Below are 15,700 nucleotides of genomic sequence, written 5' to 3'. Positions count from 1 at the left end.
ATGGAGAAGACCCCCACCCTCCCCACTTGACGCACCCCGTCATGGCACCGGGACGCCCGAGTGGACAAACCAGGGAATGACTCCCCGCGCGTGATGCGGAAGCATGCCGCGGGTTTTCCGCTCGAGGGGCATCCCATGGCCGCGAAGTCGCCGCGCAAGAAGGCAGCCAGTGCTTCCACCACGACCCGCCGGCCCCGCCGCAAGAAGGCCGAGCCCGCGTCCAAGGGCCTCTCCGCCGCCGAGGTGGTGAGCGAGGCGCACGCCCCCGAGACGGAGCTGGTGCAGGGCATCCTCGCCGACGGCGGGCAGGTGGTCGGCCTCTACCGGGATCCGCTCGGGGCGCACACCGTGGTGTTCGCCGCCCTGCCGATCGACAAGGTGGAGCCCACCCCCTACCAGCGCGACGTGTCCGAGCCGCACGTCAAGCGGCTCGCCTCGGCGATGGAGCGGTTGGACCGGTTCCTGGATCCCATCATCGCCATCCGCAAGGAGGGCCGGTACTGGACGCCCAACGGCAACCACCGGCTCCAGGCCTCCAAGCTCCTGGGGGGCAAGGCCATCATGGCCCTGGTGCTGCCCGAGGAGGACGTGGCCTATCAGATCCTCGCCCTCAACACGGAGAAGGCACACAACCTCAAGGAGCGCTCCTTGGAGGTCATCCGCATGCACCGGGGCCTCACCGGCGCGCGCGCCGGGCGCGAGGCGGACTTCGCCCACCTCTTCGAGGAGCCCGCCTTCCTCACGCTCGGGGCCGCGTACGAGAAGCGCCCGCGCTTCTCCGGCGGCGCCTACCACCCCTTCGTCAAACGCGCCGAGGCCTTCCTCCCCCTGCCCCTGGCCGAGGCGCTCGCGGTGCGCGAGGCGCGCGCGGACCGGCTGCTGGAGCTGGACGACACCGTGGCCGGCGTGGTGGACGCCCTCAAGGCGCGCGGCCTGCAGAGCCCCTACCTCAAGAACTTCGTCGTGGCGCGCATCAACTTCCTGCGCTTCAAGAAGGAGGGCCCCGTCGAGTTCGACCCCACCCTCACCCGGATGCTCTCCAGCGCCCGCAAGTTCAACCTGGACAAGGTCAACCGCGAGGACCTCGGCCGCATGAGCGGACCCCTGTTGGGGAGCGAGGAAACGGAATGAGGCTTGCAAGGCCGCGCCCATCATGACGACTCCCGCCGCCCCCACCGTTCTGATCGTCGATGACGACCGGGCCAACCTGGACTCCGTCGCGCGCATCTTCCAGCGCGAGGGCCTGGAGACGCTCACCGCCAGCCAGGGCGCCGAGGCGCTCGAGCGGCTGCGCCGGCCCGAGGTGAGCGTCATGGTGACGGACTTGATGATGCCCGGCATGGACGGGCAGGAGCTGCTCAAGGCCGCGCGCACCATCCGCCCGGACGTGGAGGTGGTGTTGATGACGGCCTACGGCACGGTGGAGACGGCGGTGGCCGCCATGAAGGACGGCGCCTACGACTTCATCACCAAGCCGCTCAAGCGCCATGCCCTGGTGAAGGCGGTGCAGAAGGCGCTGGAGAAGCACGACCTGGCGGCGGAGAACCGCGTGCTCAAGGCGAAGCTCGCGGAGATGAGCGGCCCGGGCGGACGCGCCATGGTGGGCCAGTCCCCCGCGTTCCGGGCGATGATGGACACCCTGCGCCAGGCCGCCCCCTCCACCGCCACCGTGCTCCTGCTGGGCGAGTCCGGCACCGGCAAGGAGCTCGCGGCGCGGGCGCTGCACGAGCAGTCCCAGCGCGCCAAGGGCCCCTTCGTCGCCATCAACTGCGGCGCCCTGCCCGAGAGCATCCTCGAGGCGGAGCTCTTCGGCGTGGAGCGCGGCGCCTTCACCGGCGCGGTGAGCCGCCGCGAGGGCCGCTTCGAGCGCGCCCACGGGGGCACCCTCTTCCTCGACGAGGTGGGGGAGATGCCCTTGAGCGCCCAGGTGAAGCTGCTGCGCGTGCTCCAGGAAGGGGAGCTCGAGCGCCTGGGCGGCACCCAGACCGTGCGGGTGGACGTGCGGATTGTCGCCGCCACCAACAAGGATCTGGTGCGCGAGGTGGCCGAGGGGCGCTTCCGCGAGGACCTCTACTACCGCCTGCACGTGGTGGAGGTGCGCGTGCCGGCGCTCGCCTCGCGCCGCGAGGACATCCCCTTGCTCGCCGACGCCTTCCTGCGCCGCTTCGCGAGCAAGAACGGCAAGGTGCTCAAGGGCTTCTCCCCCGACGCCCTCTCCGCCCTGGAGAACTACGCCTGGCCGGGCAACGTGCGCGAGCTGGAGCACGCGGTGGAGCGCGCCGTGGTGCTCGCCCGCGGCGACATCCTCGAGGTGGGAGATTTGCCGGAGACGGTGCGCAAGGGCCCCGTGGGCTCCGCCGGACAACTCGTCATCCCCATCGGCACCCCCATGGAGGAGATCGAGCGCCGGGTGATCCACGAGACCCTGCGGCACACCAAGGGCGACAAGACCCTCGCCGCCCGCCTGCTGGGCATCGCCGCGCGAACCATCTACCGCAAGCTGGAGCGCGAGGCCTCCGGCGGCCCCACCACCGGCGACGGTCCCGGCCCGCTCCCGGACGAGTGACAGGGCGTCAGGCCGCCTCCCGCCGCGTTGACATTTTGTCTCACGCCCCGGAAGCCGGGACCGTCCGCGTCAGCCGGACGAGTTATTCCGGAATGATTTCAAGACCTTGGCTGTAAGGCTCGGGTTGCCCGCCCCCCGATGTGGATGGCACCCCACTTGCTCAATCCCGGGCAGGCCTTTCCTGGACGTGTGATGGAACTCCTCTTCCGCAAGTACTTCTGGACGGTGAACCTGGTGTTCATCCTGCTCGTCGCGCTGCTGGCGGCGAAGACGGTGAACCTGTTCGTCGAGTCGGCCCTGATGCCCCTGCCCTCCGGTGAGGTGGCGGCACGGCAGAAGGCCCGGCCCACCGAGACGCTGGCCTCGCTGGACATACGGCGCATGTCGGAGCTGACGGGCGTGAAGATTCCCGAGCCCGAGCCGGAGGTGGTCCCCCCCACCCAGGCCGCGGTGGATCCCAACGCCGCGCCCGTCAAGAGCAGCCTGCGGGTGAAGCTGCTCGGCACGCTGGTGGCCAGCGACAAGCTGTGGAGCGTGTCGTCCATCCAGGACATGAACAACCAGCGCTCCTACACCTATATGGTGGGCGACACCATCGAGGGCAGCACCGCCCAGGTCATCGACATCGAGCGGCTGCGCGTCATCGTCCTCAACAACGGGCGCAAGGAGTACATCGACAACCAGCCGGGCGATGGCGCCGTGGCCGCGTACACGCCGCCGCCCATGCCCACCACCACGCCCGTGCAGGCGCCGCCCAACGCCGGCCTCGGCAACGGCATCCGTGCCACCGGCGAGAACGACTACGAGATTCCCCGCACGGAGATCGATCGCACGCTGGCCAACCTCAACGACGTGGCCATGCAGGCGCGCATCGTGCCGGCCTTCAAGGACGGCCAGGCACAGGGCTTCAAGCTCTTCTCCATCCGCCCCGACTCCATCTACTCGAAGATTGGCGTCCAGAACGGCGACGTCATCAAGCGCATCAACGGCTTCGAACTCAACAGCCCGGAGAAGGCCCTCGAGGTCTACACCAAGCTGAAGGAAGCCTCGCGGATTGAAATCGAGCTGGAGCGCAACGGCTCGAGCGTCCGCAAGAACTACACCATTCGCTAACCCCCGCCGTACCCCGCCCTTCCATGAAGACGCTTCCGTCCTGGTTGCTCCTGCTGTCCCTGGCGACGGCCTCATCCGCCCTGGCCCAGCGCCCCACTACTCCCGCCGGCTCGGCCGATCGGCAGATCACCCCGCAGGGCACCAACCCCGAGGGAAATGGCACGACCGTGCGGCCCACGCCCACGTGCGAGGAGGTGCGGCGCCGCGCCCGCTACAACATCTACTTCGACAAGGTGGACATCGAGAAGCTCGTCCAGACGGTGTCGGACGCCACGTGCCGCACCTTCATCCTCCCGGAGAACGTGCGCGGGAAGATCTCCATCCTCGGCCCGGAGAACGGGCGCGTGGAGGTGGACGCGGACCAGTTCTACGCGGCGTTCCTCGCGGCGCTCGACGCCAACGGCCTGTCCGTCTACCAGCACGGGCGCTTCCTGAAGATCGTGGACAAGCGCGCCGCCAAGCAGAACCCCATCCCCACCCTCATGGACGACGAGGGCGGGTACACGGGCAACGAGCAGATGATCACCAAGCTGTTCCGCATCAAGAACGTGGAAGTGGAGCCCTTGCGCGGCGTGCTCCAGCAGCTGGTGTCCAAGGACGGCGACACCATCCCGTACCCGCCGGACATCGTCATCATCAACGACGTGGGCTCCAACGTGCGCCGCCTCGAGCGCATCATCGAGCAGCTCGACACGCGCTCGGCCAGCGACGAGGTGCGCATCATCCAGGTGCAGTACGCCACCGCCCAGGACATCGCCGCCACGGTGCAGAAGCTCTTCGAGCAGAAGGGCGGCAACCCCAACCCGGGCATGCCCCAGGGCCGCACCCCGCGCGGCGCCCCCGCGGTGATGACCCCGCCGGGAGGCTCGATGGGCGAGACGATGCCCGTGGGCCCCCCGGGCAGCGACTCGGCCAGTGGCCCGGTGACGTTCTCGCAGATGATTCCGGATGAGCGCACCAACAAGCTCATCGTCGTGGCCAGCCCCGCGGCCTTCGAGCGCATCCAGAGCCTGGTGCGCGAGCTGGACATCCCCACCGCCGGCACCGAGCGCATCAACGTCTATCCGCTGGAGAACGCCAACGCGGAGGAGCTCGCCAGCACCCTGCAGACGCTCTCCCAGGGCACCGGCAACCGGCCGCGCTCGCCCGTTCCCGTGCCCGGAGTGCCGGGCGTGCCCCGTCAGCAGGGCTCGGGCGGCGCCGCCGAGCTCTTCTCCGGCGAGGTGAAGATCTCCGCGGACAAGGGCACCAACTCGCTCGTCATCATCGCCAGCCAGAGCGACTACCGCAGCCTCGTGCGCGTCATCCGCGAGCTGGACAAGCCCCGGCGCCAGGTGTTCGTCGAGGCGGTCATCATGGAGGTCAACCTGGACCGCAAGCAGGACTTCGGGTTGAACGTGCACAGCGGCTACCAGCTGCCCATGCCCGGCAACCTGGGCACCGGCACGGGCCTCGTCGGCACCAAGTACAGCACCACCGGCCTGCCCCCCTCCTTCTCGCTCGCCAACCTGGCCGGCTTCGGTGGCTTCCTCGCGGGCCTCCAGGGCCCCGTCATCCCCGAGCTCAAGGCGCTGGGCCTGGACATCCCCGCCTTCGGCATCGTGCTGCACGCGTTCCAGCAGAGCTCGGACGTCAACGTGCTCTCCACGCCCCACCTGCTCACCAGCGACAACGAGGAGGCGGAGATCACCGTGGGCCAGAACGTGCCCTTCCAGTCCGGCTTCTCGCCCCAGTCGCTGGGCACCACCGGCACCACCGGCGGGACCAACAACCCCGTCAACTCCCTGCTCGGCTCGCTCGGCGGTCTGAGCAGCCTCTACGCCCCCATCACCCGCCAGAACGTGGAGCTCAAGCTCACCATCAAGCCGCAGATCAACGAGAGCGACTTCATCCGCATGGCCATCACCGAGCAGACGGAGGAGATCGCCTCGACGGACGCGGTGCTCGGCCCCACGACGTCCAAGCGCAGCGCGAAGACGACGGTGGTGGCCAAGGATCAGGAGACGGTGGTCATCGGCGGCATCATGCAGGAGCGCACCATCGAGACCGTCGCCAAGGTGCCCATCCTCGGGGACGTGCCCCTGCTGGGCCACCTGTTCCGCTCCACCAACAAGAGCAAGACCAAGACGAACCTGCTGCTCTTCCTCACCCCCTACATCATCCGCGAGCAGTCGGACTTCCGGCGCATCTTCGAGCGCAAGATGGCCGAGCGGCAGCAGTTCGTGGAGCAGTTCTACGGCCAGGTGGCCGGCTACGACGTGCCCGTGGACTTCACCCGCAAGAGCGGCCCCCTGGGCCGCATGCGCCGCACGGTGCTCACCGAGGAGCAGAAGGCGGAGAACGGCGGTCCCGGCATGGCTGGCGAGCGCATCCTGCGGCCCGCCAACGGCACGCCCGCTCCCTCGTCCGGCGCCACTCCCGCTCCCGCCCCGGCGGGGTCCGCGGTGGCCCCGGGGGAAGTCTCGCCGGGCGCCGGGGGTTTGCAAACTCCGGCGGCCACGGAGGCCCCGGAAGTCCAGCCTCCGTCCGCCCCTCCTCCGGAGGATCCGGAGCGGCTGCGCATCCAGCCGGACACCGGAAACCAGGAGTGACCCATGAGCCTGCTCGCTGACGCCCCCCTCGCCGCCTCCCAGGACGCCACCCAGGTCATCGCCCACGGCCCCGCCACCCTGTGTGGCCGGCCCCTCGGGGAGATCCTCCGCCGCACCAGCGGCCTCACCGAGGACAAGCTCCAGGAGGCGCTGCAGCTCCAGGCCGACAAGGGCGGCCGGCTGGGGGAGCTCCTCGTGGGCCTCAAGGCCGTGAGCGAGGAGGACGTGGCCAAGGCGCTCGGGCTCCAGCTGGACCTGCCCTACCTGGCGCGCATCTTCATCGAGGAGATCGACCCGGAGCTCATCAAGCGCGTGCCCATCAACTTCGCCAAGCAGGCGCGCATCCTGCCCCTGTCCGTGGAGGACGGGGCCGTGGCGCTCGCGGTGGCGGATCCCCTGGACACCACGGTGTTGGATCACGCGCGCATGCTGCTCGGCCAGGACGTGCTGCCGCGCATCGCGCTCGCCTCCACCATCGTGGACGCCATCAACAGCGTCTATGACCGCGCCACCAACGAGGCCGAGCAGCTCGTGGGCGAGCTGGAGGCGCAGGACCTGGACTCGATCGCCCAGGAGATCGACGAGGTCAAGGACCTCATCGACGTGGAGGGCGACGAGGCGCCGGTCATCCGGCTCGTCAACTCGGTGCTCTTCCGCGCCGCCAAGGAGCGCGCGAGCGACATCCACATCGAGCCCATGGAGCGCGAGCTGCTGGTGCGCTTCCGGGTGGACGGCGTGCTGCAGGAGATCATCAAGCCGCCCAAGCGCTACCAGAGCGCCATCGTCAGCCGCGTGAAGGTCATGGGGCAGCTGAACATCGCGGAGAAGCGCCTGCCGCAGGACGGCCGCATCCGCATCAAGATGGCCGGCCGCGACATCGACATCCGTCTGTCCACCATCCCCACCACGTATGGCGAGCGCATCGTCATGCGTCTGCTCGACAAGAACACCACGCTGCTGGACCTGACCGAGCTGGGCATGGCCAAGAGCATGCTCGATCAGATGGAGCACCTCATCCGGCGCCCGCACGGCATCATCCTGGTGACGGGCCCCACCGGTAGCGGCAAGACGACCACGCTCTACGGCGCGCTCTCGCGCATCAACACCCCGGACCTCAACATCCTCACCGTCGAGGACCCGGTCGAGTACCAGCTCAAGGGCATCGGCCAGATGGCCATCAGCCCGAAGATCGGCCTGACGTTCGCCCAGGGGCTGCGCTCCTTCCTGCGTCAGGACCCAGACGTCATCATGGTGGGCGAAATCCGCGACAAGGAGACGGCGGAAATCGCCATCCAGGCGTCGCTCACGGGCCACCTGGTGTTCTCCACGGTGCACACCAACGACTCGCCGAGCGCCATCACCCGTCTGGTGGACATGGGCGTGGAGCCCTTCCTCGTGGCCTCCTCGCTCACCGGCGTGCTCGCCCAGCGCCTGGTGCGCCGCGTGTGCCCCGACTGCCGCGTGCAGTACACGCCCACCGACGAGGAGCTGCGGGAGATTGGCCTCAGCCGCGCGACGCTCAAGGAGCGCCACGGGGTGGAGAAGATCTACAAGGCCACCGGGTGCACGTCCTGCAGCCAGAACGGCTACCGCGGCCGCACGGGCATCTACGAGCTGCTCATCGTGGACGACACCGTGCGCCAGCTCGCCCTGAAGAACGTGGACTCCTCCACCATCAAGAAGGCCGCCATGAGCCATGGCATGCACACGCTGCTGGATGACGGCGCGCGGAAGATCGCCCTGGGCGAGACGACCATCGCCGAGGTGTTGAGCATCACCCAAGAGGATCTCTAAGGGACTCGCCGCGGCCCCCCGTGGGGCGCGGCCCCACCGAGTGAGCCACCATGCCAGTCTTCGAGTACAAGGCCCTGGATTCGGCCGGAAAATCCATCCGCGGGATGTTGGAAGCGGACTCCGCCAAGACCCTGCGCTCGCAGCTGCGCAAGGAGAACAAGTTCCTCACCGAGGTCATCGGCCAGGCCGACGGCAACCGGGCCGCGGTGCGCAAGGGCACCAACGCGGCGCAGGCCGACCGCGAGGTGAACTTCGGCAAGCTGGCGCGCGGCCGCATCAGCACCGATGACATCGCCATCACCACGCGCCAGCTTGCCACGCTGCTGGGCGCGGGCGTCACCCTGGTGGAGGCGCTCACCGCGCTCGTGGACCAGGTGGAGAAGGAGCGGCTCAAGCTCATCCTCTCCGAGGTGAAGAGCCGGGTGAACGAGGGCTCCTCGCTCGCCGACGCGCTCGCGGTGCACCAGAAGGTGTTCGGCTCGCTCTACGTGAACATGATCCGCGCCGGCGAGCACTCGGGCGCGCTCGACAAGGTGCTCATGCGCCTGGCCGACTTCACCGAGAGCCAGTCCAAGCTGCAGCAGAAGATCGTCGGCACCATGACCTACCCGGCCATCATGGTGCTGGTGGGCGTGGGCATCCTCACGCTGCTCATGGTGGTGGTCATCCCCAAGGTGACCAAGATCTTCACCACCATGAAGGCCACCCTGCCCTGGACCACGCGCCTGCTCATCTGGACGAGCACCATGCTGCAGGACTGGTGGTTCATCATCTTCCCCGCGCTCTTCGCCATCATCTTCGGCCTGACGTCCTACTTCCGCAGCCCCAAGGGCAAGCCGGTGTGGGACCGCTACGCCCTCAAGGCCCCCATCTTCGGCGGCCTGTTGCGGCTGCTGGCCATCTCCCGCTTCGCGCGCACGCTCGCCACCCTGCTCAAGAGCGGCGTGCCCCTGCTCACCGCCATGGACATCACCAAGGCGGTCATCACCAACTCGGTGCTCGCCGACGTGGTGGAGAAGGCGCGCGACGCCATCCGCGAGGGTGAGAGCATCGCCACGCCCCTCAAGCGCTCGGGCGAGTTCCCGCCGCTCGTCTACCACATGGTGTCGATTGGCGAGAAATCCGGCCAGCTCGAGGACATGCTCCTGTCCGTCGCGGACAACTACGAGAACCAGGTCAACGTGCGCATCGGCGCCCTCACCTCCATGCTCGAGCCCCTGCTCACGGTGTTCATGGGCGTGATGATTGCATTCGTGGCCTTCTCGGTCCTGATGCCGATTCTCCAGGTGAACTCGGCCATCCGGTGACGGAGGTTCTCGCGATGAACGACACGCTCGACCGGTGGATCCAGCGCGTCACGCTCGCGGCGCTGCTCGCCCTCACGGCGGCGCTGCTCACGGTGGGAGGCTTGTTGTATGCCGCTCCCTCCAAGGCCGGCCCGCCGGACTCTGGCAGCCGGACCCAGGACATTTTGACAGGAACACGGCGTTGAACCCCCCGGGGGTTTGCCGAAAAGTCACGAGAGGATGGACATGAGCGACACGAAGACGAAGCGACAGCAGCAGCGCCGCCGCCGCGGCATGACCCTCATCGAGATCATGGTGGTGATCACCATCCTCGGGCTCATCATGGCCGCGGTGGGTGTGTCCGTGATTCCCAAGCTCGAGGAGGCCAAGCAGGACACGGCCCGGCTGGACATCAAGAACATCCAGAGCGCGCTCAAGCTCTACTACACGAAGAAGGGCAAGTACCCCGACACGGGCACCGGCCTGCGCGCCCTGGTGGAGACGCAGAACCTGGACAAGATCCCCCTGGATCCCTGGGGCCACGAGTACGTGTACATGAACGAGGGTGGCAAGCCCGTCCTCATCTCCTACGGGGCCGACGGCACCCAGGGCGGAGAGGGGTCCGACGCGGACATCTCCTCGCGCGACGCCACGGCCCAGAAGTAGCAAGGACAAGACGCCCATGACCACCGAGCACGCCACCACTCCCCCGCGCATCGCAGAGCCGGCCGCCGCACGCCCGACGCGCACGGGGCGGCTCATCGTCGCGGGCGTCATCGTCGTGGCCTCGGCGGGGGCCTTCGGCATCGCCAGCCTCACCTTCGACAAGACGCTCAGCCCGCTGCAGCGTCAGGCGCGCGCGGAGATCCGCGGGCTGGAGGGCTACTTCAAGTCCTTCCACCGCATCACCGGGCGCTTCCCCTCGCAGGCGGAGAACTTCTATCCGCTCTTGCAGGTGGGGCTCATCAAGGAGATTCCCCAGGATCCCTGGGGCAATGCGTACCAGTACCGGATGAGCGAGAGGGGCAACGGCTACATCATGTCCTATGGCTCGGACGGGGTGGCGGGCGGGAGCGGGGACGCGGCGGACCTCATCAGTGGCGGGGTGCTCAACAACGCCATGGTGGGCACCGAGCAGCAACAGCAGGCCGCCCAGGAGGAAGGGCGATGAACACCGCGCGGGCCGTGTGCCGGACCCGCGAGCGCGGGCTGACGCTCATCGAGATGTCCATCGCGCTGGGGATCGCCGCGGTGCTCTTCGCCGCCGTCACCGTGTCCGTGGGTGCCATCACCGGCGCCAAGGCCAAGGCATCCGCGAGCGAGCTGGCCGGCGTCATCCGCTCGCTGTACGACACCGCCGCGCTCACCGGCAAGACGTGCCGGCTCGTCTTCGAGCTGGCGGATCCGAAGAACGAAGAAGGCGTGTCGCGCTACCGCGCCGAGTGCGCCGCGGGCAACGTGACGACCGCGCGCGACCGCGACACGCAGCTGCGCGAGGACGACACCGCCCGCGAGGACGCGAAGAAGGGCCAGTCCCGGAACGATCCGCGCCGCAACTTCACCCGGGGCGACGACGACGAGCCCAGCCTGGACGAGCTGATGGCCCAGGAGCAGGACCGGGTGGAGAACGCCGCGCGATTCTCCGAGTTCACCGGCGAGGAGATTTCCCCCCGGCAGTTGCCCGCGGGGGTGAGCGTGTCCGTGTGGACGCGCCACCAGCGCGAGCCCGCGGACAAGGGCCTGGCCTACCTCTACTTCTTTCCCCAGGGATTCACGGAGAAGGCCCAGGTGTACGTGCGCCAGGGAGAGAACGTGTGGACGCTCGCCATCTCGCCGCTGACGGGCAAGGTCAACATCGTGGGCGAGGCGCTGGAGGTCCCCCGGTCATGAGACGCACGCGTGGCTTCACCCTGTTGGAGACGGTGGTGGCGCTCGCCATCCTGGCGCTCGCGCTCATGGCCATCTTCGACATCAACTCCGGCGCGGTGGCCAACCACGCCTACGCCAAGAAGCTCACCGTGGCCACGCTCCTGGCCCGCTCGAAGATGACGGACCTGGAGCAGAAGCTCTACGACGAGGGCTTCTCCAACGACGACCAGGAGGAGTCGGGCGACTTCTCGGCCGAGGGGTGGGAGGGCTTCAAGTGGCGGGCGAAGATCATCGCCCCGCAGACCGAGGGTGTGTCGCCCGAGCAGCTCATCGGCGCCATCTTCAACCTGCCCATCGGAGAGGGTGGGGATTTGAGCGGCCTGGCCTCCATGTTCGGCGGCGGGGGCACGGGCAAGGACGGCGCGAGCAGCTCCCAGACGACGGCCAACCCCATGGCGGGCGCGGCGATGGGCATGGCCCAGCCCATGTTCACGCAGATGGTGCAGCAGATCACCCAGACGGTGCGCGAGCTGCACCTCACGGTGTACTGGCGCGAGGGCACGCAGGTGGAGAGCCTGGATCTCGTCACGCACCTGGTGTCGCTGGGGCCGGGCTCGGACCGCAATGGCGGCTTCCAGCCCAACAACGGCACGCAGCCGCCCGGCATGTCCGAGCAGTGGGTGGACCCGGCCACGGGCTTCATCGTGCAGAACCCGGCCCCGGGTCCGAACGGGCAGATGATCAACCCGGCCAACGGCCAGCCGCTCATGCGGCGCACCGATTTCCTCTCGCGCTCGGGAGGCCGGGGCGGACAGCCAGGCGCGGGAGGAATCGTGCCGGGCGGCCAGTTGCAGGGGAGGACGCGATGAGAAGGGCTTCCCGACGGGGCTTCACGCTGCTGGAGATCATGATCGCCGTGGCCATCACCGCGCTGATGGGCGCGATGGTGAGCATGGCCTTCCAGACGGGCTTCAACGCCAAGGAAGTGGTGGAGACGGAAGCGGACCACTACCGCATGCTGCGCGCGGCGATGAACCGCATGGCGCGGGAGATCGGCTCGGCGTTCGTGAGCGACCGCTACGACGGCTCGCGCTTCCGGGACCAGAACGACCGGCCCACCAACTTCATCGGCGAGTCGGACTCGCTGACCTTCACCACCTTCGCGCACCAGCGGCTGTACACGGACGCCAAGGAGTCGGACCAGGCCGTGGTGGAGTACTCGCTGCAGACGTCCACGGAGCGCGGGGCCAATGGCCGCATGGACTTGATGCGGCGGGAGAACCCCAACATCGGGGACCGGATGGATCGCGGCGGCACCACGGACGTGCTCTTCGAGGGCGCCAAGAAGGTGGAGTTCGAATACTGGGACTCGGAGCGCAAGGAGTGGGAGGACGAGTGGGACACCCGGCGCACGGAGAAGAAGTCCATCCTCCCCACGCGCGTGCGCATCACCCTGGTGGCGCTCGACGAGAACGGCAAGGAAGTCCGCTACACCACCCAGACCCGTGTGATGCTCAACACGGAACTGCCCAGGTTCTGACGATGACGAGCCCCCAGAACAACAACGCCGGGCCGACGGCGGCCCGCCGCTCCGCCCGGTCCCAGCGGCGGGAGCGGGGCGTGGCGCTCATCATCGCGGTGGTGTCCATCACCCTGCTCACCGTGGTGGCCACGGAGTTCGCCTACAACACGCGCGTGGACCTGCAGCTGGCCACCAACCAGCGCGACGAGGTGCAGGCGCTGTACATGGCCCGCTCGGGCGTGGCGCTGTCGCGACTGCTGCTGCGCTTCCAGAAGCAGGTGGACCAGACGCCCATCCCCAACCTCAGCAGCATCCTCGGCGGCCTGGGAGGAGGCGCCGCGGCGCCCGGAGGGCAGCAGCCCGCGTCCTCGCTCAACATCCAGCTGTGGAAGCTGGCGCGCGTGGACTGCCACATGCTCAAGGGCATGGTGGCCGGTGGCGGCGAGGGCGCCGAGGAGGAAGAGGACGCCCCCGCCCCCACGCTCCACGAGGACGAGGAGGGAGCGGAAGGCGCCGCCGAGCTGGCCGTCACGGGCGCGCGGCGCTCCTTCGGCAGCTTCAGCGGCTGCTTCCTGTCCACCATCCAGGACGAGGAGGAGAAGCTCAACCTCTTGCGCCTCAACGCGGGCCAGGGAGATGCCCTGCCCACGGCGATGCGCCTGGTGGACATGCTCGAGGACAAGCGCTTCGAGTTCCTGTTCTCGCGCGAGGACGCCAATGGCGTGCGCGTCAATGCGCGGGACGTGGTCCTCTCCATCCGCGACTGGATGGACGACAACAAGACGCAGTCCGCGCTGGATCTCGTGTCGGCCGCGGGCCCCTTCGCCGAGGGCTTCTCCGACGAGGGCTCGCCCTACAGCCGCTACGAGCCGCGCTACGAGCCGAAGAACTCGCGCTTCGACAGCCTGGACGAGCTGTACCGGGTGCATGGCGTGAACGACCGCTTCATGGCCGCGTTCCGGGATCGGCTCACGGTGTACCCGGACATGAATGCCAAGCCCAACGTCAACACGGATGATCCGCTGATGATGCACATGGCCATCCTGTCGGCGGCGGACCCGGCGCGGCCGGATCCCCGCTTGAAGGATCCGGTGTTCGTGCAGGAGCTCATCTCGCGCATCCGCGCGGCGCGGGCCTTCAGCTTCTTCGGCATGGGCGTGGCGGACTTCGTGACCGCCATCGAGGCCGCGGGCATCGCCGTCAATCCGACCATCAAGGCGAACGTGGCGGGCAACCGCTTCCTGAGTGACAAGACGACGACGTTCAGCATCAAGTCCGTGGGTGAGGCAGGCTCGGTCCAGAAGACCTTGACCGCCGTCATCCGGCTCGACGACGGGCTGGGCAAGCTCGTCTACTGGAGAGAGGAATAGACATGGCCCGGATTCTGGGTCTGGACCTGGGCAGCCACGCGGTGAAGGGGCTGCTGTTGGATACGAGCACACGGGGCGCGGCCGTGAAGGCCTTCGTCGAGGTGCGCCGCGCGGCGGAGGGCGATCGTCAGGAGACGCTGCGCCAGGCGCTGCGCACGCTGCTCGAGCACCAGGAGTTGAGCCAACCCGACCAGGTGGTGGTGGCGCTGCCCGGCCCCACCCTGGCCACCCACCAGCTCTCCCTGCCCTTCACCGATCCCAAGCGGATCGAGGCCACCATCCCCTTCGAGGTGGAGAGCCAGATTCCGTTCGATCTGGGCGAGGCCATCTACGACTACCAGATCGCCACGCAGGTGAAGGACAAGGGCAGCGAGCTGCTGGTGGGCGTGGTGCGCCGCGAGGAACTGGCCACGCTCATGGGGCTGCTCAACGAGGTGGGAGTGGATCCGCGGGTGGTGACGCACCCGGGCATCACCTACCAGAACATGCTCTTGCAGCAGGGCGTGGACGAGGAGACGGTGGCCATCGTGGACATCGGCCACGAGCGCACGACGCTGGCCATTGGCCGGCCCGGGATGGGCGTGGAGTTCGCGCGCACCTTCTCCGGAGGCGGGTTGAACCTCAGCCGCGCGCTGGCCACCGAGTTCCAGACGCCGCTGCAGGAGGCCCACCACTGGAAGGAGACGCACGGGGCGCTGGCGAGCGCGGCCCAGGCGCAGGGGCCGGACGGGGAGCGGGCCGCGGCGGCGTTCGTGCGCGGCCTGCAGCCGGTGCTGCGCGAGCTGCGTCCGTCCTTCAAGTCCTTCACCGCGCGCACGCGCCGGCAGGTGACGGCGGTGCTGGTATGCGGTGGCACCGCGCGCATGCCGGGAATCGCCGAGCAGTTGACGCGGGATCTGGGCATCCCCGCGAAGGTGGTGACGCTGCCGCAGGAGGCCGCGGCCGCCGTGCCCCCCGGGGATCAGCCGCTGGCGGCGCAGGCCTACTCGCTGGCGCTGCGAGGCCAGGCCTCGGGCGCCAAGGCCCCGCGCTTCAACCTGCGCCGGGGCGAGTTCGCCTTCAAGGGCGACTACGACTACCTGAAGGACAAGATGGGCCTCCTGGCCTCGTTCGCCGTCACCCTGCTGCTGCTGCTCATCGCCAGCGGCGTGGTGCGCAACTCGGTGCTGGCGCGGCGCGAGGCGCAGGTGGACAAGGTGCTGTGTGACGTCACCCAGCGCATCCTCGGCTCGTGCGAGAAGAACTACGACATCGCGCTCAACCGGCTCAAGGGCGTGGAGAGCCCCGCCGCGGCGCTGCCGAAGCTGTCGGCGGTGAACCTGCTGGCGGAGCTGACGCAGCGGGTGCCGGCGGACGTGGCGGTGACGTTCGACCGCATCGACATCGACCTGGAGCGCATCAGCGTGCGCGGCGTGACGGACAGCTCCAAGCAGATCGACACCATCGCCGCCGCGCTCCGGGGCCACCGCTGCTTCAAGGAAGTGAAGGAGGGCAAGGTGGAGAAGACCCGCGAGGGCAACAAGGTCTCCTTCCGCCTGGACATCCAGGTGCAGTGCGCCGAGCAACTGCAGGCGAGCGAGGGCTAGGAC

Annotated in this window: 14 protein-coding genes; all 14 read left to right on the top strand. The window is 68.6% G+C overall.

What is annotated here, in order from left to right; all coding sequences use genetic code 11:
• Window positions 1-135: 135 nt before the first annotated feature.
• A complete protein-coding gene (locus tag F0U63_RS13525) occupies window positions 136-1,131 on the top strand; it encodes a ParB N-terminal domain-containing protein (RefSeq protein ID WP_395846307.1) in 996 nt (331 codons plus the stop codon).
• 22 nt (window positions 1,132-1,153) lie between these two features.
• Window positions 1,154-2,566: a sigma-54-dependent transcriptional regulator gene (locus tag F0U63_RS13520; protein ID WP_395846306.1), complete on the top strand. Its 1,413-nt coding sequence runs from the start codon at window positions 1,154-1,156 to the stop codon at window positions 2,564-2,566.
• 192 nt (window positions 2,567-2,758) lie between these two features.
• Window positions 2,759-3,679: a type II secretion system protein GspC gene (gene gspC, locus F0U63_RS13515; RefSeq protein WP_395846305.1), complete on the top strand. Its 921-nt coding sequence runs from the start codon at window positions 2,759-2,761 to the stop codon at window positions 3,677-3,679.
• A 23-nt stretch (window positions 3,680-3,702) separates the two neighbouring features.
• On the top strand, window positions 3,703-6,270 hold the full coding sequence (gene gspD / locus F0U63_RS13510) for a type II secretion system secretin GspD (protein WP_395846304.1): 2,568 nt from the start codon (window positions 3,703-3,705) through the stop codon (window positions 6,268-6,270).
• A gap of 3 nt (window positions 6,271-6,273) precedes the next feature.
• Complete coding sequence (gene gspE / locus F0U63_RS13505; RefSeq protein ID WP_395846303.1) at window positions 6,274-8,064, top strand: type II secretion system ATPase GspE; 1,791 nt, start codon at window positions 6,274-6,276, stop codon at window positions 8,062-8,064.
• A 50-nt stretch (window positions 8,065-8,114) separates the two neighbouring features.
• Window positions 8,115-9,371, top strand: a complete 1,257-nt coding sequence (gene gspF, locus F0U63_RS13500) for a type II secretion system inner membrane protein GspF (RefSeq protein ID WP_395846302.1) — start codon at window positions 8,115-8,117, stop codon at window positions 9,369-9,371.
• A gap of 14 nt (window positions 9,372-9,385) precedes the next feature.
• A complete protein-coding gene (locus F0U63_RS13495) occupies window positions 9,386-9,556 on the top strand; it encodes a hypothetical protein (protein WP_395846301.1) in 171 nt (56 codons plus the stop codon).
• Window positions 9,557-9,596: 40 nt separating this feature from the next.
• Window positions 9,597-10,016: a type II secretion system major pseudopilin GspG gene (gene gspG / locus F0U63_RS13490; protein ID WP_002624540.1), complete on the top strand. Its 420-nt coding sequence runs from the start codon at window positions 9,597-9,599 to the stop codon at window positions 10,014-10,016.
• A gap of 16 nt (window positions 10,017-10,032) precedes the next feature.
• Window positions 10,033-10,521 carry a type II secretion system protein GspG gene (locus tag F0U63_RS13485; RefSeq protein ID WP_395846300.1) on the top strand — a complete coding sequence of 163 codons (489 nt, stop codon included), beginning with the start codon at window positions 10,033-10,035 and terminating at the stop codon, window positions 10,519-10,521.
• Window positions 10,518-11,240, top strand: a complete 723-nt coding sequence (locus F0U63_RS13480) for a Tfp pilus assembly protein FimT/FimU (RefSeq protein WP_395846299.1) — start codon at window positions 10,518-10,520, stop codon at window positions 11,238-11,240. Before F0U63_RS13485 ends, F0U63_RS13480 begins: the two co-directional genes overlap by 4 nt.
• Window positions 11,237-12,088, top strand: coding sequence for a prepilin-type N-terminal cleavage/methylation domain-containing protein (locus tag F0U63_RS13475; protein ID WP_395846298.1), 852 nt, complete (start codon window positions 11,237-11,239; stop codon window positions 12,086-12,088). Before F0U63_RS13480 ends, F0U63_RS13475 begins: the two co-directional genes overlap by 4 nt.
• Window positions 12,085-12,759, top strand: coding sequence for a type II secretion system protein J (locus tag F0U63_RS13470; protein ID WP_395846297.1), 675 nt, complete (start codon window positions 12,085-12,087; stop codon window positions 12,757-12,759). The genes F0U63_RS13475 and F0U63_RS13470 overlap by 4 nt, the downstream gene beginning before the upstream one ends.
• A 2-nt stretch (window positions 12,760-12,761) precedes the next feature.
• Complete coding sequence (locus tag F0U63_RS13465; RefSeq protein ID WP_395846296.1) at window positions 12,762-14,111, top strand: general secretion pathway protein GspK; 1,350 nt, start codon at window positions 12,762-12,764, stop codon at window positions 14,109-14,111.
• A 2-nt stretch (window positions 14,112-14,113) separates the two neighbouring features.
• Window positions 14,114-15,697: a pilus assembly protein PilM gene (pilM, locus tag F0U63_RS13460; RefSeq protein WP_395846295.1), complete on the top strand. Its 1,584-nt coding sequence runs from the start codon at window positions 14,114-14,116 to the stop codon at window positions 15,695-15,697.
• Window positions 15,698-15,700: the final 3 nt, after the last annotated feature.

Origin of the sequence: Cystobacter fuscus (assembly GCF_044360685.1) — a bacterium.
In the GTDB taxonomy this organism is placed as follows: Bacteria; Myxococcota; Myxococcia; order Myxococcales; family Myxococcaceae; genus Cystobacter; species Cystobacter fuscus_C.
This window is presented reverse-complemented; position numbering and strand designations above follow the sequence as displayed.